Source organism: Pseudomonas sp. NPDC077186, from assembly GCF_044543505.1.
GTDB lineage: Bacteria > Pseudomonadota > Gammaproteobacteria > Pseudomonadales > Pseudomonadaceae > Aquipseudomonas.
Genome location: NZ_JBITWE010000001.1, coordinates 304,176 through 327,215, shown reverse-complemented (window position 1 = coordinate 327,215; position 23,040 = coordinate 304,176). Strand labels below are relative to the sequence as shown.

At 66.1% G+C, this 23,040-nt stretch carries 17 protein-coding genes and 2 pseudogenes; 12 read left to right on the top strand and 7 right to left on the bottom strand.

The genetic code is table 11. The features are described from left to right. Positions 1-241 precede the first annotated feature (241 nt). Positions 242-532: a hypothetical protein gene (locus ACIGKL_RS01475; protein ID WP_397484962.1), complete on the top strand. Its 291-nt coding sequence runs from the start codon at positions 242-244 to the stop codon at positions 530-532. 370 nt (positions 533-902) lie between these two features. On the opposite strand, the pseudogene ACIGKL_RS01470 reads toward ACIGKL_RS01475, so the two are convergent. Further along, positions 903-1,306, bottom strand: a pseudogene (locus ACIGKL_RS01470) (cell filamentation protein Fic); the annotation flags it as partial. 13 nt (positions 1,307-1,319) lie between these two features. On the opposite strand from ACIGKL_RS01470, the gene ACIGKL_RS01465 reads away from it, so the two are divergent. From ACIGKL_RS01465 to ACIGKL_RS01420, 10 genes are all read left to right on the top strand, one after another. Then, entirely contained in the window at positions 1,320-1,529 is a 210-nt protein-coding gene (locus ACIGKL_RS01465) for a hypothetical protein (protein ID WP_397484961.1), read from the top strand. Positions 1,530-1,606: 77 nt separating this feature from the next. Next, positions 1,607-2,083 (top strand): chemotaxis protein CheW, encoded by a 477-nt coding sequence (locus tag ACIGKL_RS01460; RefSeq protein ID WP_397484960.1) that lies wholly within the window; start codon positions 1,607-1,609, stop codon positions 2,081-2,083. Next, the gene (locus ACIGKL_RS01455; protein ID WP_397484959.1) at positions 2,070-3,593 is read left to right on the top strand and encodes a CheR family methyltransferase; all 1,524 of its coding nucleotides are present in this window, start codon (positions 2,070-2,072) and stop codon (positions 3,591-3,593) included. The genes ACIGKL_RS01460 and ACIGKL_RS01455 overlap by 14 nt, the downstream gene beginning before the upstream one ends. Further along, the gene (locus ACIGKL_RS01450) at positions 3,578-4,180 is read left to right on the top strand and encodes a chemotaxis protein CheW (protein WP_397484958.1); all 603 of its coding nucleotides are present in this window, start codon (positions 3,578-3,580) and stop codon (positions 4,178-4,180) included. Before ACIGKL_RS01455 ends, ACIGKL_RS01450 begins: the two co-directional genes overlap by 16 nt. A gap of 21 nt (positions 4,181-4,201) precedes the next feature. Beyond that, positions 4,202-5,827, top strand: a complete 1,626-nt coding sequence (locus ACIGKL_RS01445; protein WP_397484957.1) for a methyl-accepting chemotaxis protein — start codon at positions 4,202-4,204, stop codon at positions 5,825-5,827. A 48-nt stretch (positions 5,828-5,875) separates the two neighbouring features. Continuing rightward, positions 5,876-7,633 carry a methyl-accepting chemotaxis protein gene (locus tag ACIGKL_RS01440; protein ID WP_397484956.1) on the top strand — a complete coding sequence of 586 codons (1,758 nt, stop codon included), beginning with the start codon at positions 5,876-5,878 and terminating at the stop codon, positions 7,631-7,633. Between the two features lie 7 nt (positions 7,634-7,640). After that, positions 7,641-9,860, top strand: a complete 2,220-nt coding sequence (locus ACIGKL_RS01435; RefSeq protein WP_397484954.1) for a response regulator — start codon at positions 7,641-7,643, stop codon at positions 9,858-9,860. A gap of 11 nt (positions 9,861-9,871) precedes the next feature. Beyond that, positions 9,872-10,930, top strand: coding sequence for a chemotaxis protein CheB (locus tag ACIGKL_RS01430; RefSeq protein ID WP_397484953.1), 1,059 nt, complete (start codon positions 9,872-9,874; stop codon positions 10,928-10,930). Between the two features lies 1 nt (position 10,931). Beyond that, the gene (locus ACIGKL_RS01425) at positions 10,932-14,510 is read left to right on the top strand and encodes an EAL domain-containing protein (RefSeq protein WP_397484952.1); all 3,579 of its coding nucleotides are present in this window, start codon (positions 10,932-10,934) and stop codon (positions 14,508-14,510) included. A gap of 808 nt (positions 14,511-15,318) precedes the next feature. Beyond that, complete coding sequence (locus tag ACIGKL_RS01420) at positions 15,319-16,185, top strand: oxaloacetate decarboxylase (RefSeq protein ID WP_397484951.1); 867 nt, start codon at positions 15,319-15,321, stop codon at positions 16,183-16,185. A 54-nt stretch (positions 16,186-16,239) separates the two neighbouring features. On the opposite strand, the gene ACIGKL_RS01415 is transcribed toward ACIGKL_RS01420, so the two are convergent. Further along, complete coding sequence (locus ACIGKL_RS01415; protein WP_397486229.1) at positions 16,240-16,467, bottom strand: SIP domain-containing protein; 228 nt, start codon at positions 16,465-16,467, stop codon at positions 16,240-16,242. Between the two features lie 34 nt (positions 16,468-16,501). Continuing rightward, positions 16,502-16,780 carry a peptidylprolyl isomerase gene (locus ACIGKL_RS01410; protein ID WP_279922944.1) on the bottom strand — a complete coding sequence of 93 codons (279 nt, stop codon included), beginning with the start codon at positions 16,778-16,780 and terminating at the stop codon, positions 16,502-16,504. Positions 16,781-16,929: 149 nt separating this feature from the next. On the opposite strand from ACIGKL_RS01410, the gene ACIGKL_RS01405 reads away from it, so the two are divergent. Next, the gene (locus tag ACIGKL_RS01405; RefSeq protein ID WP_397484950.1) at positions 16,930-18,159 is read left to right on the top strand and encodes a PilT/PilU family type 4a pilus ATPase; all 1,230 of its coding nucleotides are present in this window, start codon (positions 16,930-16,932) and stop codon (positions 18,157-18,159) included. Position 18,160: 1 nt separating this feature from the next. Here ACIGKL_RS01405 and ACIGKL_RS01400 read toward each other — a convergent pair. The 4 genes and pseudogenes from ACIGKL_RS01400 to ACIGKL_RS01385 form a co-directional block, all read right to left on the bottom strand. Beyond that, positions 18,161-18,812: pseudogene (locus ACIGKL_RS01400) on the bottom strand (substrate-binding periplasmic protein). A 204-nt stretch (positions 18,813-19,016) separates the two neighbouring features. Next, the gene (locus ACIGKL_RS01395) at positions 19,017-19,988 is read right to left on the bottom strand and encodes a diguanylate cyclase (protein WP_397484949.1); all 972 of its coding nucleotides are present in this window, start codon (positions 19,986-19,988) and stop codon (positions 19,017-19,019) included. Beyond that, on the bottom strand, positions 19,975-20,760 hold the full coding sequence (locus ACIGKL_RS01390) for an alpha/beta fold hydrolase (RefSeq protein ID WP_397484948.1): 786 nt from the start codon (positions 20,758-20,760) through the stop codon (positions 19,975-19,977). Before ACIGKL_RS01390 ends, ACIGKL_RS01395 begins: the two co-directional genes overlap by 14 nt. Positions 20,761-20,994: 234 nt before the next feature. Next, positions 20,995-22,950: an acetoacetate--CoA ligase gene (locus ACIGKL_RS01385; protein ID WP_397484947.1), complete on the bottom strand. Its 1,956-nt coding sequence runs from the start codon at positions 22,948-22,950 to the stop codon at positions 20,995-20,997. Positions 22,951-23,040 lie beyond the last annotated feature (90 nt).

Here is a 23,040-nt window from a genome sequence, read left to right as displayed (position 1 = left end):
AAAGCGGGTTTCGACTCCCGGTCGCGGGACTTACCACGACGGGCGCACTCTAGCCCGAGGGTTTCGGGATGGCAACCTACTGTGGCGTAGTCGGGTTTCCAGTTTTGTGCGGCTGTTCCGTGGGCTACTTGGCGGGGTAGGTGGGGGACTACCCTGCTTATGGCTTTAGGCTTACGCGGCGGCCAACTCGCCGCGGAAGTCGATCAGCCATGCTGAGAGTCACTCTCAAAAGGAGCAACTTATGTCTGCCAGGGAAGAGCAGTTGACCCAACTGCTGGGGCTGATGGCCCGCAGCATGACCCACATGACCGCATCCGTTACCGCCATGGCGTTCGAGCAACTCAGGTGCAGGGACGAAGCTTTGCAAGCCTCAGCCCGGCGAATGATCGAGCGCATGCAGGCCATCAGTGAAGAACTTGACCAACAGTGGGAGCTGATCGGTCGCATTTCCGACCAAAATGAGCGGGAAGTTCTGGTCGAGGAGCTGGAGATCGCTTCGGTGCGCGTAAATAAGGAAGCGGGCGTTTCCTGAGCCAGCAACTATGTTCAGGCTGAGTTCACCACCAAGGAGGGTATCGCCATGTCCCACCTCCTGTTCACCCGTCGTGTCGGCCAATCCATCGTGATCACAGTCGCCCGTATACAAGTTTAGGGCCAATCCAACCTGTAGATCCCTGCGAATGGGCGCATTCTACTGAACTCCTGCTATCGACAACTACGAAGTCGTCGTCCTCGAGCAGCAGGTTCACGGTCGTGGCAGATGGTCTTCAGGTTCGCCTAAGCCACGGTGGCGTTCTTGGTTGCACCTTCTGCCTCGTGCGCGGCACGGCTCTTTACCTCGCTGCCGGCCAGTACGCCGGCCTCGAACAGCAGCCGCATCGGCAGTGCCAGCAGGGTCTGCGAGCTAGATCATAAGGGTTCGATACCGTGGCATTCTGCAGCGTCACCAGATACTCCTCGTCAAGAGGCTGGCGCTTGTGTGCCTGGCGTAGCAATTGAATGAATCGCCGCGACTTGTCCTCGCTCGGCGCTTCGCGCTTGATAGCGAATGAATCCTTGGTCTCATGCAAATAGGCCCAGTTGATCGCCCGATCCATCATGACCGGAGGCAGGGACTCCATTAAGGCTTTCGCCCGACCAAGAAGTCGTGTTCCTAAAGTTCAATCAGTCTGGTGGCCCTTTCCACGGTGGCGCAGTAATCCATGTTGCCGAGGCCGTTGAATTCCACTCTCTATCGCGAGCTTCTCGCTCCAGGGCGGGTCACGTAGCGCTTGGGATCGAAGAGTGGCACGAAAGCGCCCCGAACGGAGCAAAACCGCGTGCGCGATCGTACCGCCGAGCAGCACATGCTCGATCTGTACATGCTGCGCCAGGAGAATCAGCGCCTACTCGACCAGATCAAGGAGCAGCAGAGCACCCTCGATCTGCAGGAGCAGGAGCTGCGCCGGCTGGAGGCGGAGCGCCCGGGAATCACCCGGGTACGCCGCGACGAAGACGGCTCCGTGCTGCTCGACGAGGAACCGAACTGAGTTTCCCGCCGTGACTGGACGTCGCGCGGTGCTGAGCTAGCGTAAAGGTTAAGAGCTAGCGGCAACTGGATGCCTCTATGGACAGATTCTCGGTGCTGCCCTTTCGGCTAGCGGGGCAGCAGTTGGCAGTGCCTTTGGAAAACGTCATCCGGGTGATCCCCGCGTTGAAGTGCACCCCTTTGCCTGGGGCGCCGCAAACCGTTCTGGGCTTGGTAAACCTGCGTGGCCAGATGGTGCCGGTGATCGACTTGGCGCGCTGCTTCTCCTGGCCCTCGTCGCCGCTTGCCCTGTGGCAGCCCTTCCTCTGGCTGCGCAGCCACCAGCGCGACCTGCTGGCCCCGGTCGATGCGGTGGAGACGGCCTGCGAATGCATGGTCGAGCATCTGTTCGAGGCCGACCGGCCGCAGGTTCCGTCGCAGCGCATCCGCGGGGTGCTGCGCACCGACGAAGGCATGCTGCTGATTCAGGATGTCGAGCAGCTGCTTTCCGACGCGGAGGAGCAGCAGCTACAGCGCGCACTGGAGACGGTGGAGAGCGGCGATGACGACGCTTGAGCCGATCTGCTCGCCGCGGGTGCTGGAGGTTCTGGCCGCCAAGGTGCTCCAGCACCTCGGCCTGGACTTCACCGGTAAGCGCACCGCCGACCTGTCGCGGCGCCTGCAGCTGCTGGCCCTGGAGCAGGAGCGCGAACCCGCCGCCTGGATGGAGAGCCTGGCCTTCGAGGATTGGGACGAGGCGCTGATGCGGGGCCTGATTCCCGCCTTCACGGTCGGTGAGACCTATTTTCGCCGTGACGCCGAGGCCCTCGACTGGCTCGCCGGGCATCACCTCAGGCCATTGCTGCAGCGCCGCCGGCAGAGTGGCCATCGCCATCTGCGGTTGTGGAGCGCGGCTTGCTGCACGGGCGAGGAACCCTACAGCCTGTTGTTCCTGCTTGACGAACTGCTCAAGGAGGAGCGCGACGGCTGGAAGCTGGAGCTGATGGCGAGCGATATCAACGACGCCTTCCTCGCCCGCGCGGAGCAGGGCTGCTACGGCCCCAGTGCGTTTCGTGGCAGCGAGGAAGGCTTTCGCCGCCACTATTTCCAGGCCGAGGGGCGACTCTGGAGGGTGCGCCCCGCCTGGCGTGGGCGCATTCGCTTCCTGCGTCATAACCTGGCCGCCGAGGCCTTGCCGGATCCGGCCAAGGGGTTGGCCGCGCTCGACGTCATCCTGTGCCGCAACGTGCTGATGTACTTCTCGGCCGAGCGCGCGGCGGCCACTCTGCACCGCCTGTTGGGCTGCCTGGCGGAGGATGGCGTCCTGCTGCTCAGTGCGGTCGAGGCCGGCCTCGCCACGCAGGCGGGGTTCAAGGGTTTCTGGGCCGGAAGCAACTACGCGCTGAGCGCGTCCGGGCAGGTCGCGGGGCCGGCGCCGCTGCCAGCGGCGGCCTGGGGCGAAGCGGCGCGTCCGCGCCCACGGCCGGTACGGCGAGGCGCATTGCCCGTCCGGCCCCAGGCGCCACCCCCGGTGCCGGTGCAGCAGGCGCCCTTGGTACCACAGAGCGGCGATCCGCTCGGCGATATCGAACGCCTGCTGGCCTGCGCCGAGCAGGCGCAGGCGCGCGAGGCGCTGCTCGCCTACCTGGCTCTGCCCGGGCTCGGCATGGCGCAGCGCCTCGACGCCTGCCTGCTGATGGCGCGCAGCTGGGCCGACCAGCAGCGGATGGGGCAGGCCCGGGAGTGGCTGCAGCGTGCGCTGGATATCGACCCCACCGCGCTTGCCGCCCAGTGGCTGCAGGCGCTGCTGGCCAGGCAGGAGGGTGACTCGCAGGCGGCCCTGCAGGCCCTGCGCAAGGTGCTCTATCTCGATCCGGAATGCGCCATGGCACATCTCCATAGCGGTCTGCTGCTGCGTGCCAATGGCCGCCGCGCGGACGGCGACCGGGCCTTGCGGCTGTGCCTTCAACTGGCGCAGCGGGGGCCGGCGGATGCCCTGGTGCCGCTGGGCGACGGGCTCGGCTACGAGCAGTTGCGCCAGCTGTGTGACCAGCTACTGGAGGGAGCGGCATGTCCGAGCCACTGATCGACGACAGCGCCTGGGTGAAGCTGCGCGAGCGCCTCGCCGAGCTGGAAAACAGCCTGGGCCGCAACGGCCTGGGCGACGAGCACGAGGAACTCCTGCTGCAGCGCACCCGGCAATGGGCACGCAGCGAGACGCAGGAGGACCCGGGCGCGCTGCTGGAGGTGCTGCGCTTCACCCTCGGCGAGGAACTCTACGCGGTGGAGAGTCGCCATGTCGCGACGGTGATGCCGCTGCCGCAGTTCACCCCCCTGCCGGGTACTCCACCCTTCGTGCTGGGCATCGTCAGCGTCCGTGGCCATATCGTTTCGGTGCTGGATCTGCGAGTGCTGTTCGAGCTGCCCATCGAGGGGCTCTCCGATCGCAACTATCTGGTGGTGCTATGCGGCGACGATATGGAGTTCGGCCTACTGGCCGACCAGATCCGCGGCATCGGCCAGCTTCCGCAGAGCGGCTTGCAGCCGGAACTGGCCAACCTGAAGGGCATTCGCGCCGACTATCTGCTGGGCGTCACGCTCGACCAGACCACAGTGCTGGACGGCGCGCGCCTGCTCGGCGACCGCAACCTGCGCATTCGCGCCGATGACTGAACAACCGGCAAGGAGGGCTTCATGTTGGCAAATCTGTTGAACCTGCGCATCGGCAGCAAGCTGATGTTGGTGTTCGCCGCGCTGATCCTGGGCTTCGCCGCGCTGCTGTACATCACCCTGGAGCGTTTCGTCGCACTGCAGCAGCAGGAGGAGGAGCAGTTCAGCCGACGTTATGAGCGGGTGAGCGACGTTAAGGACCTGCTGATCAACATCAACCAGCAGCGCATCGGGATCCAGGCTGCGCTGAGCGGCAAGCTGGACGGTCTCGAAGAGAGCATCGACGTCAGCGTGCGCAAGAACGACCGGCTGCTGAAGCAGCTGGAAGCCCAGGCTCAGGATCAGCATACGAAGGAGCTGCTTGAGGAGATGAAGGGTGTCCGTGCCGCCTACGTCGCCAGTCGCGATAGCGAACTGCTGCCGCTGCTGCGGGCGGGGCGGCTGGACGAGGTCCGTGCCCTGATCGACGGGCCGCAGCGCTCGCGGGTTGAGCGCCTGCATGGCCTGGCCGAGCAACTGGTCGAGCGTACCAACCTGAGCATCGCCGAGAGCGCCGTGCAGTCGCGCCAGGTGCTGGAGAACCTGCGGCGCGACATACTCGAGGCCGGTGTCGTGCTGGTGCTGGTCGGTGCGCTGCTGGCCTGGTTGCTCAGCCGGCATATCGCCCAGCCGTTGGCACGTCTGACCGCCCTGGCCGAGCAGATCGGCCGCGGCGAAATACCCCGCGAGCTGTCCGACAACCCCCGTCAGGACGAGGTCGGCCGCCTGAACCAGGCCTTCGTCAACATGAGCCAGTATCTGCGCGAGCTGGTCAAGGATCTCAACGAGAGCATCTCGGTGCTGGCCAGCGCCAGCGAGGAGATACTCGCGGTGACCACCCAGGTGGCCTCTAGCACCCAGGAGACGGCCACGGCGATCAGCGAGATCGCCACCACGGTGGAGGAGGTCAAGCAGGCGGCGGTGCTGTCGGGCAGCCAGTCGCAGGCGGTCAGCGAGAGCACCGAGCGCACCCGCCAGGTGGCGCAGAGCGGGCTGCAGGCGGTGGAGCAGAACCTGCAGGGCATGGGGCAGATTCGCGAGCAGATGCAGGCGGTGGCGGAGAGCATCATGCGCCTGGGCGAGCAGAGCCAGATGGTTGGCGAGATAGTGGCCTCGGTCAACGACCTGGCCGAGCAGTCCAACCTGCTGGGGGTCAACGCCTCGATCGAGGCGGTCAAGGCCGGCGAGGCGGGCAAGGGTTTCTCGGTGGTGGCGCAGGAGGTGAAGACCCTGGCCGAGCAGTCCAAGCAGGCCACGGCGCAGGTGCGCGGCATCCTCGGCGACATCCAGAAGGCGATGACCCGCGCGGTGTTGCTGGCCGAGGAGGGCAGCAAGGCGGTGGAGGGCGGCTACCAGCGGGCGCAGAGCAGTGGCGAGGCGATCCGCACCCTGGGCGGTAGCGTCGAGGAGTCCAGCGAAGTGGCGCTGCAGATCGCCGCTAGCAGCCAGCAGCAGATGATCGGCATGGAGCAGATCGGCGGGGCCATGGAGAACATCCGCCAGGCCAGCCAGGACAATGTGGCCGGTGCCCGCCAGGTCGATCTGGCGGCGCGCAACCTGCACGAACTCGGCGTCAAACTCAAGGGCCTCGCGGCCCAGTTCAAGCTGTGAGCGGCAGTCAGTCGGGGCCCAAGCAATGCACGGACAAGGAGAAACAAGATGCTGGACAAGCTGGTGAATCTGCGCATAGGCAGCAAGCTGATGCTGGCATTCTGTCTGCTGATCCTGGGCTTCGGGGGCTTGATGTTCGTGACCCTGGAACGCTTTTCCAATCAGCAGAAGGCGGAGGCACTGCTGTTTCAGAGGACCTACGAGCGCGTGTCCGAGGTCAAGGAACTGCTGATCAACATCGTGCGCCAGCGTGCCGATCTGCTGCTGGCGCTCAGTCAGGCCGAGGCGGGCCGGCGCCAGGCCTACCTGGACTCCGTCGGGCAGAGCTCGCGCCAGAACGATGAGCTGCTGCAACAGCTACGCAGCAAGCTCGGCGATGATGCCGAGATGAGCGCCATCCTCAGTGAGTTGCAGCAGATCCGGGAAGACTACGTGGAGACGCGCGATAACGAGATCGCCCCATTGATTCGCGAGGATCGGGTAGGCGAGGCGCGCAGCCTGGCCGTGGGTATTCAGACCCAGCGCATGGAGCGCATGGATGCCCTCGGCGGGCAACTGGTGGCGGTGAGCGGGCGGCGTGTCGCCGAGTCGGTGGAGCGCTCGCAGCAGGCCCTGGCTACCCAGCGCGATTTCACTCTGGCGCTGGGGCTGGTCCTGGTCGGGGTGAGCGTGCTGTTGGCCTGGCTGTTCAGCCGGCACATCGCGCACCCGCTGGCACGCCTGACCGACTGGGCGGAGCAGATCAGCGGCGGCGAGATTCCCCGCGATATCCGCGATGAGGCGCGGCGCGATGAGGTCGGTCGACTGTCCCAGGCCTTCACGCGCATGGGCCATTACCTGCTGGGCCTGACCGCCAAGGCCGAAAGCCTGGCACAGGGCCAGCTGCATGAGGACATCCAGCCTGTCACCGAGCGGGACGTCCTGGGCCGTGCCTTCACCGCCATGGTGTGCAACCTGCGCAACCTGGTCCGCGAGCTGCATGAGGGCATCTCGGTGCTGGCCAGCGCCAGCGAGGAGATACTCGCGGTGACCACCCAGGTGGCCTCCAGCACCCAGGAGACGGCCACGGCGATCAGCGAGATCGCCACCACGGTGGAGGAGGTCAAGCAGGCGGCGGTGCTGTCGGGCAGCCAGTCGCAGGCGGTCAGCGAGAGCACCGAGCGCACCCGCCAGGTGGCGCAGAGCGGGCTGCAGGCGGTGGAGCAGAACCTGCAGGGCATGGGGCAGATTCGCGAGCAGATGCAGGCGGTGGCGGAGAGCATCATGCGCCTGGGCGAGCAGAGCCAGATGGTTGGCGAGATAGTGGCCTCGGTCAACGACCTGGCCGAGCAGTCCAACCTGCTGGGGGTCAACGCCTCGATCGAGGCGGTCAAGGCCGGCGAGGCGGGCAAGGGTTTCTCGGTGGTGGCGCAGGAGGTGAAGACCCTGGCCGAGCAGTCCAAGCAGGCCACGGCGCAGGTGCGCGGCATCCTCGGCGATATCCAGAAGGCGATGACCCGCGCGGTGCTGCTGGCCGAGGAGGGCAGCAAGTCGGTTGAGGGCGGCTATCAGCGGGCGCAGAGCAGCGGCGAGGCGATCCGCACCCTGGGCGGCAGCGTCGAGGAGTCGAGCGAGATGGCGTTGCAAATCGCCGCCAGCAGCCAGCAGCAGATGATCGGCATGGAGCAGATCGGCGGAGCCATGGAGAGTATCCGCCAGGCCAGCCAGGACAACGTGGCCGGTGCCCGCCAGGTCGATCTGGCGGCGCGCAACCTGCACGAGCTCGGTGTCAAACTCAAGGGGCTCGCGGCCCAGTTCAAGCTGTGAGGATGCCATGAGCCTGGATCGGGAGGAACTCAGGAGAAGGCTGCTGGACAGCTTCCGCAGCGAAGTGGCCGAGCGCCTGGTGACACTGGGCGACACACTAGCGAACTGGCGCGAGCGTGGCGCCGGTCAGACCGACATCGAGTCCCTGTTCCGCGAGGTGCATAGCATCAAGGGCGCGGCGCGGGCCGCCGGCGTCGGCGAGATCGAGCGGCTCTGCCATGCCTGGGAGAGCCTGCTCGGCAGCGTACGCCACGGCGAGTTGGAGCTGACCGCGGAGCGTGTGGAGCTATGCCGCCTGGCGTTGAAGGCGGTGAAGCGCTTGCATGCCGGGCAGGTGCTGGATGGCGACGAACTGGCCCAGATAATCGAGAGCCTCGGCGACAGCGGCGCCGAGCGCGAGGTGCAACTGCCCGGACGCGAAACGGCGTTGCCCGAGGCGCAGCCGGAGCCCGCGGCCACGGCCACGGCTGCAGCCACCGTGAGGGTGCCCACTCAACGTCTGGACGGTCTGCTGTTCCACTGCGAGGTACTGCTGCAGCATAAGCTGGAGGCCGCCGCTCACGCCCGTGGCCTGCAGGGGCATGTGCTGGCCTTCGAGCCGCAGCGCAACAAGCGCAGGCTCGGCAGCGGCACACTCAAGCGCCTGCGTGACGGGCTCGAGGAGTTTCCCGCCGCGCTACGCGACGATCTCAAGGGGTTGCTCGACCATCTGGACTGGAGCCAGGACCAGCTCGACCGCCTGCACTTCGGTGCGGCGCGCCTGGCGCGGGCCGGCAACCACCTGGCGCAGGGGCTGGCGCTGCTGTCCGAGGCACTGAGCACAGAGATGCAGGGCGTGCTGCTGCTGTCCGGCAGCAGCCTGCTGGAAGGCATGCCGGCCATGGTCCAGGACCTCGCCGCCCAGGCGGGCAAGCGCGTGGAGCTGCAGGTGCGCGGCGAGAGTCTGCAGATCGACAAGCGCATCCTCGAGGAGCTGCGGGCGGTGCTCACCCACCTGCTGCGCAACGCGGTGGATCACGGCTTGGAGACGCCGCAGCAGCGCAGCGCCGAGGGCAAGAGCACGGTCGGCAAGCTCAGCGTCGAGTTGCTCCAGGAGTCGGCCGATGCCTTCGAGCTGCGCGTCGGCGACGACGGGAGCGGCCTGGACACGCAGGCCCTGCGTGCCAAGGCGGTGGCCGAGGGGCGGCTGACCGAGGAGCAGGCCGAGGGGCTCGACGAGCGTGAGGCACGGGCCTTGATCTTCGCCTCCGGACTCTCCACCAGCGAGATGATCACCGACATCTCCGGGCGCGGCCTCGGCATGGCGATAGTTCAGGACAGCGTGGAGCGCCTGGGCGGGCGTATCGACCTGGAGTCGAGCCCGGGGCGGGGGACCTGCTTCCATCTGCACCTGCCGCTCAGCCTGTCGACCTTCCGCGCGGTGATAGTGCGCAACGCCGAGCGGGTCTTCGCCGTGCCGGCACATGCCGTGGAGCGCTGCCTGCGCCTGCCGGCGAGCGCCGTGCGCACCCTGGAGAATCGCCCGTCGGTGGTCTACGAGGGCGCGGTGCTGCCGCTCTGGCCGCTGGGAGACGTGCTCGGTCTGGTGCAGCCGCCGCCCGCTGGGGACGAACTGACCCTGTTGCTGCTCAGGGTGCGGGGCGAGCGCTTCCTGCTGCTGGTGGAGGAGTTACTGGGGGATCAGGAAATCGTCGTCAAGGGCCTGGGCCGCCAGTTGCTGCGGGTGCGCAACCTGATGGGCGCCACGCTGCTCGGCGATGGCCAGCTGGTGCCCATCCTGCACCCCGTCGATCTCTACAACAGCGCCCAGGCGGCGCAGGGCAGCAGCCTCGGGCAACAGGCGCAGACCCGCAAGGCAGGAGTGGTTCAGCGCCTGCTGGTGGCCGAGGACTCCTTCACCTCGCGCGGCCTGCTCAAGGCGATACTCGAGGCGGCCGGCTACCGGGTCACCACCGCCAACGACGGCCTGGAGGCCTGGAACGCCCTCAAGCAGGCGCAGTTCGACCTGCTGGTATCGGACGTGGAGATGCCGCGTCTGGATGGTTTCACCCTCACCAGCCGCATCCGCGCCGATCGCGAACTGGCCGATCTGCCGGTGGTGCTGGTCACCGCGTTGCATTCCGCCGAGGACCGCGCCCGCGGGCTCGAGGCGGGGGCCAACGCCTATCTGGTCAAGAGCGGCTTCGAGCAGGACAACCTGCTCGAAGTCATCCGCCGGCTCATCTGAGGAGTTGCGAAATGCGCGTATTGGTAGTGGATGACTCGTCGGTAAGTCGCATGCTGGTGCGCGCCGTGCTCGAAGGCGAAGGCTACGAGGTGCGCGAGGCTCAGGATGGCGACGAGGCCTTGCGGTTGCTGGCGGTCTATACACCGGACATCGTCACCATGGACGTGCACATGCCGGGCATGGACGGCTACGAGACCACCGCGCGCATCCTCGAGCTGTATGCCCTGCCGGTGGTGATCCTCACCGCCAGCGTCGACCATTTCGCCTCCAGCACGGCGATACGCGCGCTGGAGGCCGGCGCCTTGGCCGTGCTGGAGAAACCGACGGCACCGACCTCGCTGGACTTCGCCGACTGCGTCGACGAGTTGCTGCGCACCCTGCGCAACATGGCGCAGGTGAAGATAGTCCGGCGCAAGCGCAGAACGGCCGAGGACGTCGGTGAGGCATCCCCCCTGGTGACCTTCGGCGCGGAGTGCGATCCGCAGCTGGTGGTCATCGCCGCCTCGGCCGGCGGGCCGCTGGCGCTCAAGGCCTTGCTGCAGCGGCTGGAGCCGCAGCCCTGGCCCCTGGCGCTGGTGCAACACATAGCCCCCGGCTTCCTGCCCAGCTTCAGGGACTGGCTGGCCACCCTGACCAGCATGCCGGTGGAGGTAGCCGAGCAGAGCCGGCGGCTGTTGGCGAATACCCTGTACCTAGCCCCCGACGGCCGTCATCTGGGCTTCTCCGCCGATCGCCGGGTGGCCCTGTACGACGGCCCGCCCGAGGATCACGTGCGCCCGGCCGCCAATCACCTGTTCCGCTCGGCGGCCCAGTGCTTCGGCAAGCGGGCGATCGGCATCCAGCTGTCCGGCATGGGCCGCGACGGCGCCCAGGGGCTGGCCGCCCTGTGCCGTCGCGGCGCCCTGACCCTGGCGCAGGAGCCCTCCAGCGCGGTGATCGACTCCATGCCCCGGGCCGCCATCGCCCTGCAGGCGGTGCGCCAGGCGCTGCCACCGGAAGACATAGGGCAATTGCTCAACGCTATAGCCGCGCGTTTGGTCGCGCCGAACGGAAGCGACAGGAGGGAATGACATGTTCGCAGGCGCAGACATCCTGGTGGTCGAGGACAGCCCGACCCAGGCCACGGAACTGCAATACATGCTCGAGACGGTGGGCTGCAAGGTACGCCTGGCGCGCAACGGCCGCGAGGCATTGGAAATGGTGGCGAAGAGCAAACCGACCATCGTCATCAGCGACATCGTCATGCCCGAGATGGATGGCTACGAGCTGTGCCGTCAGCTCAAGGGCTCCGCGCAGACCCAAGGCATTCCGATCATTCTTGTCACCTCGCTTGCTGATGCCCGCGACGTAGTGCATGGCCTGGCCTCGGGCGCGGACAACTTCATTGTCAAGCCGTTCGACGAGAAGTATCTGATGTCGCGCATCCGCTACTTCCTCATCAACCTCGAACTGCGAACCCATGAGCGCGTGCAGATGGGCGTGGAGGTGGTACTGGAGGGTGAGCGTCACTTCATCACCGCCGGGCGTCAGCAGATTCTCGACTTGCTGATTTCCACCTACGAACAGGGAGTGCGCCTGAACCACGAGCTGCAGGCCAAGCACGAGGAGCTGACGCGCACCAACTCGCTGCTCAACTGCCTGTTCCACTTCACCAGCGGGCTGACCGACGCAAAAAGCGAACGCCATGTCATCGATGCGGCGCTGAAGCGCATCCTCGAGTTCCCCGATGCCTTGGGTGCCTGGTTGCTGCTCGCCGATGCCAAGGATCCGCACGAGGGCATCAGCGTGAGCGGCTCCTGCGCCCGCGTACAGGGCTTCCCGCTCGACGCGCTGGGCGACTGCGCCAGCCGCTGTCCCTGCCGGCACGCCTGGTTCAGCGACAATCTCGACCAGCCCTGCAATATCGAGGGCTGCCCGGCTCTGGTCGGCACGTCGGAGGAGGCGGTGCATGCCAGCATTCCACTGCAGATGGGCAGCGAGATAGTCGGCATGCTCAACGTGGTGCGTCGCGAGGCCAGCCCCTGGTCCAAGGAGGCCCTGGGCGCACTGGCCTCTATCGGCCGCCAACTAGCCATGGCGCTGGGTCGCGCGCGCCTGTTCGAGAGCATGGAGCAACTGGTGGCGCAGCGCACCGAGGCGCTGAGCCAGAGTGAGGCGCTGCTGCGCAAGGTGCTGGACAACCTGCCGGTGGGGGTGTTCGTCACCGACCAGAAGGGCCGGCTGATCATGAGCAACCCGGAGAGCAGCCTGATCTGGGGCGGCCCACCGCCCAGCGGCGGGGAAGGCTACGCCCGCTATCGCGGCTGGTGGGCCGACAGCGGCGAGCGTGTCACCGAGGACGACTGGTCGATGATGCGCGCCGTGCGCAAAGGTCAGGTCTCGCGCAACGAGGTCATCGACATCGAGACCTTCACCGGCGAGCGCAAGACCATCCTCAACTCGGCCGTGCCCTATCACGACATCAACCGGGTGATTCAGGGCGCCATAGTGGTGATCCAGGACGTCAGCGAGCAGCGCCGCCGCGACCTGGAGATCCGCACCCGCACCCGCGCCGTGGAGGCCAGCGTCAACGCGGTGATCATCACCGACAACCAGCAGCCGGATCAGCCCATCGTCTACGTCAACCCGGCCTTCGAGCGCATCACCGGCTACTCGGTCGAGGAAGCGCTGGGACGCAACTGCCGTTTCCTGCAGGGCGAGGAGCGGGAACAGCCCGGACTGAACAATATCCGCCGCGCGCTGCTGGCCCAGGAGGAGGGCGCGGCGCTGCTGCGCAACTTCCGCAAGGACGGCTCGGAGTTCTGGAACGACCTGCGGGTGGCGCCGGTGGTCAACGACCGAGGTAAGGTCAGCCACTTCGTCGGCATCCTCCACGATGTCACCGAGAGTAAGCGCTACCAGGAGGAACTGGAGCATCAGGCCAACCACGACAGCCTAACCGGCTTGCCCAACCGCAATCTGCTGGGCGACCGCATCGGCCAGGCCATCGCCTTCGCGACCCGCAGCAAAGGCCAGTTCATCCTGGCGTTCATGGACATCGACCATTTCAAGGTGGTCAACGACAGCCTCGGTCACAGCGTGGGCGATCAGCTGCTGATCGAGATCGCCGAGCGCCTGCGCGCCAGTGCCCGCGACATCGACACAGTGGCGCGCCTGGGCGGCGACGAATTCATCATCCTGCTGGCCGACACCGAGCAGCTGAGCGAACAGGTCGGCTGGCTGGAGCGTCTCAAGGACGACATCGCCAGCCCGGTGATGCTGGAAGGCCAGGAGGTGGTGGTCAGCTGCAGCATCGGCTTCTGCTGCTTCCCCAGCGACGGCCGCGATACCGGCATGCTGCTTCGCAATGCCGACACGGCCATGTACCAGGCCAAGCATCAGGGGCGTAACCGCATCTGCGCCTTCATGCCGGCGATGAACGAGCAGGTGCAGATGCGTTTGGCCATGGAGCGCGAGACCCGCCATGCTCTGCAGAATCAGGAGTTCGTTGTCTTCTACCAACCTCAGCTGAACCTGCAAAGTGGTCGTCTCTGCGGCTTCGAGGCTCTGGTGCGTTGGAATCGCGGCGGCACCATAGTGCCGCCGGGAGAGTTCATTCCGCTGGCTGAGGAAACGGGTTGGATAGTCTCGATCGATTTCTACGTGTTCGAGGTGGTGTGCAAGCAGCTGGTGATCTGGCGCGAGAGTTTCAACTCGGACCTTAGCGTGGCAGTGAACTTTTCTGCCATCAGCTTCGCCGAGAACGACTTCATTGAACGCATCCTCGGGGTACTCAAGGCCCAGGGCATTCCGCCCCGTTGGATCAAGATTGAGCTGACAGAGACCATCCTGGCTAGCGATGCCGACATCGTGCAGCAGAGAATGCAGCGTCTTTGCGAGGAAGGCGTGCGTTTCTCCATCGACGACTTCGGCACCGGCTATTCCTCCCTCGGATATCTCAAGCGTTTTCCGTTCAGCCAGTTGAAAATCGACCGTAGCTTCATCACCGACGTGCTGACCGAGCCAGACAGCGCCTCTCTGGCGCGTTCGATGATCTCCATCGGCCACAACCTGGGGATCAAGGTGATTGCTGAGGGGGTCGAGTCGGCCGAGCAGATGAGCTTTCTGCGCGTTGCCGGCTGCGACGAGATGCAGGGCTACTTCTATTCGCCACCCTTGCCGCCGCAAGCCTGTAAGCAGTTTCTGCAGGGCGGGGGCGCGCTCAAGCTGCCGGCCAACATTATCGACGCAGAGGAGCGCTACCTGCTGATCATCGATGACGAGCCCGGCATTCTCGGTGCCCTGCGTCGCGCCTTGCGTCTGGAAAGCTACACGGTTCTAACGGCCAGTAGCAGTCCGGATGCCCTCAACCTGATGGCGACCCATCCCGTGGACGTGGTGCTCACTGACCTGCGCCTGGCCGACATGAATGGCGTCGAGTTCCTGCGCAAGATCAAAATCATCTACCCCGACGCTGTCCGCATGGTGCTCAGCGGCTCCACCGAGGTCAGCAGCATTCTCAAAGCGGTCAATGAGGGAGTCATATACCGTTTCATAACCAAGCCCTGGGAGCCCGAGGATCTGCGCAATCAACTGCGTGAGGCGTTCCAGCAGCGCGAGCTACACCGGGAGAACAAGCGCTTGCGTGAGCAGTTTGGGGGAGAGCACTGAGTGATCTGCTCGAATGCTCAAGGAAATAGCACGCCGACGTCCGCTTTATGGCCGTTCTCGACCTGTTCTAGGGAGCCCGCGTTGTGGGGGCGTCCCAAAATTTAACGGCATGTTGCGGTTAGCGCGAGCTGGCAAGGCCGGCTCGCGAGCATCTGCATTACAGCTCCAGGGAAAGGGGTTTAGCCGACTGGCCGCAGCAGCTGGGTGAACATATGCGCTGGTGAACGCGGCTAAGGAGGCCAACCTCGAACCGCCACGCTATGCAATGAGCTGGCGTATTCACAAACGGAACTAGCTCAGGGGAGATACTCTGAGCGCGAGGACAGGTTGATGAGGGATGAACCGCTGATGCTAAGGATTTGCTAAATCTAGTTTTTGTATTTATTTATCTAATTGAATTTAAAGCAGAAAAATAAAAAGTTCTTCCAATCCATCATCGGCGCGACGCTGAACTTTCTGCTGATAAGGTTCTGATTCGAAATGTCTGTTTGCAATTGTGCGGCCGTCGTCGTGCAGGGTTGTGCCACATGGGGGGCGCCATGGGCAGGCGAGGTACAAGAGCCGGGCATTATACGGCTGTGCCGAGGGGCCTGCGTCGGCATTGCCCAAGCGTCCGCTGGCCGCTGGATAGTCGGCCAGGCAACCGCAGGGGCGTCGGCGGATTTCCGCCATCCCTCGCCCGGGTAGTGGCGTGCGCTCTCCACTCCAGCGCCTGCAGCACCCGGCAAATCGCCGCAACGGCGGCGCTCCGGCCTTCGGGTACAGGTCTTGCAAAAGCTTGAGCAATACGAGACCAGGACTCCAGACCATGCAGAAAGCCTGTCACCATGAACTGCGCAACGCCTTTCGGGCGTTGCTCGCCAGCGGCGCCTGTTGCCACACCGCCTCGGTGTTCGACCCCCTGTCGGCGCGCATCGCTGCCGATCTTGGCTTCGAGGTCGGCATCCTCGGCGGTTCGGTCGCCTCGCTGCAGGTGCTCGCCGCGCCGGACGTCGCCCTGATCACCCTCAGCGAGTTCGCCGAGCAAGCCACTCGCATCGGCCGGGTGGCACGCCTGCCGGTGATCGCCGACGCCGACCACGGCTACGGCAACGCGCTCAATGCGATGCGCACGGTGATCGAGCTGGAGCGCGCCGGCGTCGCGGCGCTGACCCTCGAAGACACCTTGTTGCCGGCCCAGTTCGGCCGCAAATCCTACGACCTGATCAGCGTCGAGGAGGGCGTCGGCAAGCTGCGCGCCGCCCAGGAGGTGCGCGACGACAGCGCCCTGGCGATCATCGGCCGCACCCATGCCGGCGTGCAGCCGCTGACCGAGGTGGTCCTGCGCACCCGCGCCTATCAGGACGCCGGCGCCGACGCCATCTGCCTGGTCGGGGTGAGGGATTTCGCCCACCTCGAAGCCATCGCCGAGGGTCTGCGCGTGCCGCTGATGCTGGTCACCTACGGCAACCCGGATTTACGCGACGACGGCCGTCTGGCCGAGTTGGGCGTGCGCATCGTGGTGGACGGTCACGCCGCCTACTTCGCGGCGATCAAGGCCACCTACGACAGCCTGCGCGAGCAGCGCGGCATCGCCGTCGGCAACGGTCTCAGCGCCTCGCAACTGGTGAGCAAGTACACCAGCCCCGACGATTACATCGCCTGGGCGCGGGAGTATATGGACGTCAAGGAATAGGGCGGTGGTCGGCCGCGGTGGTCGATATTCGCCCGTCGGGCCGCAAGGAATCGCCTACTCGTCCTGTTTGCTGAGTTCTTCGTGGAAGCCTTCGGCGCCCTGACGCCGGTAGGCGGCTACGCGCATGGCCTGCTTGGGGTGGCCCTTGGCGTCCACCAGGATGCGGCGGATGTCTTTCATCAGCGCGGCTTCGCCGGCGGCCCAGGCAAAGCCTTCGCCGGCCGGCAACTGCAGCGCCGCGACGGCGGCCAGCAGCGCCTCGCCATCCTCGAACCAGTGCAGTTGCAGCGGCGCGGCGCAGGCCAGCTCGCGGCTGTCAGTCGCGATAGAACACTTGGATCAGGTGATAGCCGAACTGGGTCTTCACCGGGCCGTGCACTTCGCGTAGCGCTTTCTTGAAGATCACCTGATCCACCGCGCGCACCATCTGCCCCGGGCGCACTTCGCCGAGGTCGCCGCCTTTCTTGCCGGAGGGGCAGGTGGAGTACTTGCGCGCCAGCACGTCGAAGGCTTCGCCGGCGGCGATGCGTTTCTTCAGCGCCGCCGCTTCCGCTTCGGTCTTGACCAGGATGTGGCGGGCCATTGCCTTTGCCATATGACGGGCTCCTCAAAATTGCCGGGCTGCTATTGTGCCAGTATCCGCGGCGCCAGCAGAATGGCGCCAGATTCTGGGTCATGCATTGCCCGCGACGCCGGCGAATCATGGCCTATGGTATTTCAATCGCGCCTCACGGAAACGTCGCCATGGATCTCCACGCAATGCTGAAAATCCTGTCCAGTCAGGACGGTTCCGACCTCTACCTGTCCACCGGGGCGCCGCCCTGCGCCAAGTTCAACGGCGTGCTCAAGGCGCTCAGCCAGGAGCCGATGAAGTCCGGCGACGTGGCGGCCATCGCCGAGTCGATCATGGACGGCGCCCAGCGCGAGGAATTCGAGCGCGAGCTGGAGATGAACCTGGCGATCTCTCTGGCCGGCGTCGGGCGTTTTCGCATCAATATCTTCAAACAGCGCAACGAAGTCTCGATCGTGGCGCGCAATATCAAGCTGGACATTCCGCGCTTCGAGGATCTCAAGCTGCCCGAGGTGCTGCTCAGCACGGTGATGGAGAAGCGCGGCCTGGTGCTGTTCGTCGGCGGCACCGGCTCGGGCAAGTCGACCTCGCTGGCGGCGCTGATCGACTACCGCAACCGCAACAGCGGCGGTCACATCATCACCATCGAAGACCCGGTGGAGTACGTGCACCGGCACAAGAAGTCGATCATCAACCAGCGCGAAGTCGGCGTGGACACCCGCAGTTTCCACGCCGCGCTGAAGAACACCCTGCGCCAGGCGCCGGACGTGATCCTGATCGGCGAGATCCGCGACCGCGAGACCATGGAGCACGCCCTGGCCTTCGCCGACACCGGCCACCTGGCCATCTCCACCCTGCATGCGAACAACGCCAACCAGGCGCTGGACCGCATCATCAATTTCTTCCCCGAGGATCGCCGCCCGCAGCTGCTCAACGACCTGGGCAACAACCTCAAGGCCTTCGTCTCCCAGCGCCTGGTCAAGACCGTCGACGGCAAGCGCCGCGCCGCGGTCGAGGTGATGCTGGGCACGCCGACGGTGCGCGACCTGATCAAGCGCAACGAGTTCTCCGAACTCAAGGAGATCATGGAGAAGTCGAAGAACCTCGGCATGCAGACCTTCGACCAGGCGTTGATCGATCTGGTCCACGAGGGCGCCATCGACGAGGACGAGGCGGTGAAGAACGCCGATTCGGCGAACAACGTGCGCCTGAAGCTCAAGCTCTACCGCGACAACCCGGCCAATGCCGCGCCAGCGGCCACCCCAGCCACCGCAGCCCGGCCGGCAGCGGCGCCGGTCAGCGCGCCGAAGCTGGCCGATGCCGGCGACTGGGGCCTGGAGCTCAAGCTGGAAGACATCGAGGAAGACCTGCCGCCGGAAGATCCGGGGCGCAAGGGGATCTGACTCAGCGCCGCTCGGGCCGATAGGCCTCGATCAGGCGCTGGCTGATGCCTTCCTCGTGCAGGCTCTGCACGGCGGCGCGCAGGTTTGCCACCAGCTGCGCGTCGCAGTCCCTGGAGCAGGCCAGGTAGAGGTCGGTGCTGGCCAGTGCCGGGCTCATCCGCAGCTCGCGCTCGGAGTGCTGTGGCCAGATATACAGCGCCTCCGGCACGCCGGTGAACCAGGCGTCGATGCGCCCGCGCTGCAGCAGCTGGGCGGGGTTGTCGCCGAGCTTGAGGCTGACGATCTGCTCGCGGGCGAACCCCTCGCTTCTGAGAATTTCCACCTGCGCCGTGCCCAGGCCGACGCCGATGCGCCGGTAGCGCTGGCGCGCCTCGGCGAAGCTCTGCACCGGCTCGTCGAGGCTGAAGAAGGCGCGCTCTAGCGGCATGATCGGCGCGATCCAGGTGTACAGCGCCTCGCGCTGCGGGGTGCGCGACAGGGGAATGATCAGCTGGTTGCGGCCACCGGCGACCGTGCGCTGGGCGCGGGGCCCAGGGCTCGACCTTGAGTTCGGCGAGGTAGCCCGCGCGGGCCAGGGCGGCCAGGGTCACGTCGCCGACCATGCCGTAGCCGCCCTCGAACGCGACCAGGGTCAGCGGCGGCGCTTCCGGCATATACAGCTCGACGACTTCCTCGGCCTGGGCGGCGGCGGCCAGGCCGAGCAGGGCGCAGCAGCAGAGTTGACGTAGCGACACGGCAGGGTTTCCGGTGGGACGGTCGTGCTTGAGTATACGCAGCACGCTCAGGGGCAACCTGTGACGCCGCGCGGCTTTCGCGCGCGCGGCGGCAGGCGGCCAGGATCGAGCCCGTGCGCCGACTCAGCGGCGGTCATGGCGAACGCTGCGATTGCGTCCCTGGGCCTTGGCCGCGTATAGCGCCGTGTCGGCCTCTTCGAGGAGTTGTTCGAGGTAGCGCTCGGGGTCTTGTCCCCGCGGTGCGCGGCTGGCGATACCGATGCTCACGGTAAGGCGCTGGTCGGCGATCCGCAGCTGGGAAACCTGCTCGTGCACGCGGCGGGCGATGTCCGCGGCCTCGTCGCCATCGGCGAACGGCAGCCACAGCGCGAACTCCTCGCCGCCGTAGCGCACGACGCTGTCCTGGCTGCGCACGCTCTTGAGCAGTTGCTGGGCCAGTTCGATGAGCACCCGATCGCCCTCGGCATGACCGAAGCGGTCGTTGATCTGCTTGAAGTAGTCGATATCGATCAGCAGCAGGCTGGCGTGCGCCTGTGCGCTGACCGCTGCCGTCCACTGTTCGACGTGCAGCGACAGCGCCCGGCGGTTGCCCAGCGCGGTCAGTGGATCGGTGTGGCTCAACTGCGCGAACTGTTCCGCCTCGCTCTTGATCTCCACGGCGTATTCGGCGAGCTGGGCATAGGCGCTCTGCAGGGCGAGGTTGGCCTTGGCCAGCTGCGCCGCGTTTTCCTGCGCTTGCTCGCGGGCTTTGAGCAACTCGGCCTCGAAGCGCTGGCGATCCTTGGCGACGAAGAACAGCCAGATCACCTCGCGTTCGCCATCCACCTCGCTCATCCGGGCATTGGCCATCACCGGGATGTGCTGTCGATCCGTCGCCAGGAGCTGCAGGTGCAGTTCGTTGAATTCGCCGTTTCTGAGCAGCAGCGGCCAGGCATGGGTGTGCAGGAAGATGCGGCTCGCCGGCGGAAAGTAGTGATCCATGCGGTCGGCCGGCAGGGCGCCGGCCAGGTGCTTGAAGTCGCGGTTGGAGTGCTTGACCTGGCCGTTGCAGTCGGTCACCAGCACCGGGCAGGGCAGGCGTTCAAGATAGAACAAGGTGGTGGCTTCCTTGCAGGTAGCGGTGCATGGCGACGGCGACCAGCTCCGGGTGGCTCATATGGGCGCAGTGGCCGCTGACGTCGAGGATCTCGAGGATACTGTCGCTGAGGTGAGTGTGCAGGTAGTCGGCTACCGCAGGCGGCACCAGCGCATCGCGACGGTGATGCAGGATCAGGCTGGGCACCGGGCAGAGCGGCAGCGCGGCGCGGACATCGGCGAAGAAGGTGGCTTCGGCAAACAGGCGCGCCATCAACGGGTCGGTCGAGCAGAAGCTGTCGGACAGCTGCGCGGTCACCGGCTGGCCCGCTGCCGCGCCGGACACCAGCGGCGCGAAGTGCTGCGTCCAGCCCAGATAATTGTGCGCCATCAGCTCCAGCAGGCCGTCCAGGTCGCTGCGCTGGAAGCCGCCTTCGTAGGCCGGCGGGTCGTTGAGGAAACAGGGCGAGGGGCCGAGCAGCACGAGTCGGGAGAACAACGATGGCCGCTCGATGGCGGCGAGTAGGCCGATGCTGCAGCTGACCGAGTGGCCGACGAAGGTGATGTCGCCGCTCAGTTGCAGGGCATCGCACACCTCCAGCAGATCCTGGGCGTAGCCCGCGAGCAGCCGGTAGCGGTCGGCATCGAAGGCGCTGGCGTCGGAGCGGCCGCTGCCCACGTAGTCGAACAACACCTGCCGGTAGTGCGGGGCAAATGCCGGGGTGAGCTTGCTCCACATCTCCTGGCTGCAGCCGAAACCATGGCCGTAGACCAGCACCGGGGGCCTCGGCATGCGCCGGCAGCAGCTGCTGAACATGGTTGCGCTGGATGATGTTCACGCGGTCACCTCGGCAAGAAGCACCTCGCCGAGCGAACTCGCGAGGGCGGGAAAATGACGCCAGTATAGGTACTTTCGATTGGCAGAAGGCGATTTGCTATCAGTCTTCCGCGGCGCGGGGAGTGCAAGGTTGTGGGCCAATGGCGGCACCGTTCGGCTCGTTGCCTGGCCGGATAGGGCGGGCTGCGGCTATTGCCGCAACTGCGGCAGGTCGCGGAACAGCTCCAGCGCCTGCGGGTTGGCCAGGGCGTCGGTATTCTTCACCGGCCGGCCATGCACCACGTTGCGCACCGCCAGCTCCACCAGCTTGCCGCTGATGGTGCGCGGGATATCGGCCACGGCGACGATCTTCGCCGGCACGTGACGCGAGGTGGTGTTGGCCTGGATCACCCGGCGGATCTCGGCCTGCAGCGCCTCGTCCAGCACCACGCCCTCGCGCAGGCGGACGAACAGCACCACGCGCACGTCGCCGCCCCAGTCCTGGCCGATGGCGATGGATTCCAGCACCTGCGGCACCTTCTCCACCTGACGGTAGATCTCCGCGGTGCCGATGCGCACGCCGCCCGGATTGAGCACCGCGTCGGAGCGGCCATGGATCACCAGGCCGCCGTGCGCGGTAATCTCGGCGTAGTCGCCATGGGCCCAGACGCCGGGGAAGGTGGCGAAATAGGCGGCGCGGAATTTCTCGCCGCCTTCGTCGTTCCAGAAACCCAGCGGCATGGAGGGAAAGTGCCGGACGCAGACCAGTTCGCCTTTCTCGCCGGTCACCGGCTGGCCGCTGTCGTTCCACACCTGCACGTCCATGCCCAGGCCCTTGCACTGCAGCTCGCCGCGCCACACCGGCAGGGTCGGGTTGCCGAGGGCGAAGCAGGAGACGATATCGGTGCCGCCGGAGATGGACGACAGGCACAGGTCGGTCTTGAAGTCGCGATAGACGAAGTCGAAGCTCTCGTGGGCCAGTGGCGAGCCGGTGGAGAGAAGCGCCTTCAGGCGTTGCAATCTGTGCGTTTCGCGTGGCTTGGCGCCGGCCTTCTGCAGCGCGGCGAGGTACTTGGCGCTGGTGCCGAAGACGCTGATGCCCTCGGCGTCGATCAGCTCCAGCAGGCGTTCGGGCCCGGGATGGAAGGGCGAGCCGTCGAACAGCACCAGGGTGGCGCCCAGGGCCAGGCCGGAGACCAGCCAGTTCCACATCATCCAGCCGCAGGTGCTGTAGTAGAACAGGCAGTCGTTGGCCGTCAGGTCGCTGTGCAGGCCGAGCTCCTTGACGTGCTGCAGCAGGGTGCCGCCCACGCCATGGACGATGCACTTGGGCACGCCGGTGGTGCCGCTGGAGTAGAGGATGTACAGCGGCTGGTCGAAGGGCACGGCGGTGAATTCGGGCTCGCCGCCGGGCTGGTAGAAGTCCTGCCATAGCGCCACCCGGGCCTGGGTGCGGAAGTCGGCGGCTTGCGCCTCGGGCCGGGAGTAGGGCACCACGACGAGCTGCTCCAGGCTCGGCAGGCATTCGAGGATTTCACCCAGCTTGGCGGTCAGGTCGAGGTTCTGGCCGGCGTAGCGGTAGCCGGCGGCGGCGATCAGCACCTTGGGTTCGATCTGGCCGAAGCGGTCGATCACCCCCTGGGTGCCGAAATCCGGCGAGCAGGACGACCAGGTGGCGCCGAGGCTGGTGGCGGCGAGCATGCCCACCACCGTCTGCCAGGTGTTGGGCATAAAGGCCGCGACCCGGTCGCCGACACCCACGCCGGCCTCGCGCAGGCTGCGCTGCAGGCCGGCGACATGCCCGGCCAACTGCAGGTAGCTGAGCTGCTCGCGGCTGCCGTCTTCGCCCACGGCCACCAGCGCCGGATGCCGGTTGCGGCGGCGCAGCAGGTGTTCGGCGAAATTCAGCTGGGCGCCGGGGAACCACCGGGCGTCGGGCATGGAGCTGCCTTCCTGAAGCACGCATTGCGGCTGGGGGCTAAAGCGAATCTCGAAGTAGTCGACTATCGCCTGCCAGAACGCCTCGCGCTGCTCGATGCTCCAGGCGTGCAGGGCGGGATAGTCGGCCAGCTCGAGGCCATGGCGCCGGTTGACCAGGTGGCGGAAGGCATCCATGCGGGTGGCGGCGATACGTTCGGCGGAGGGCGTCCAGAGAGGCTGCTGCATGGCCGATCCTCGTCGTTGCTTGTCGGTACTTTCTACCCTAGCGCAAGCAAGAGCGGTTGCCTTGGTTCTGTAGCCCGGGACGTAAGGTGG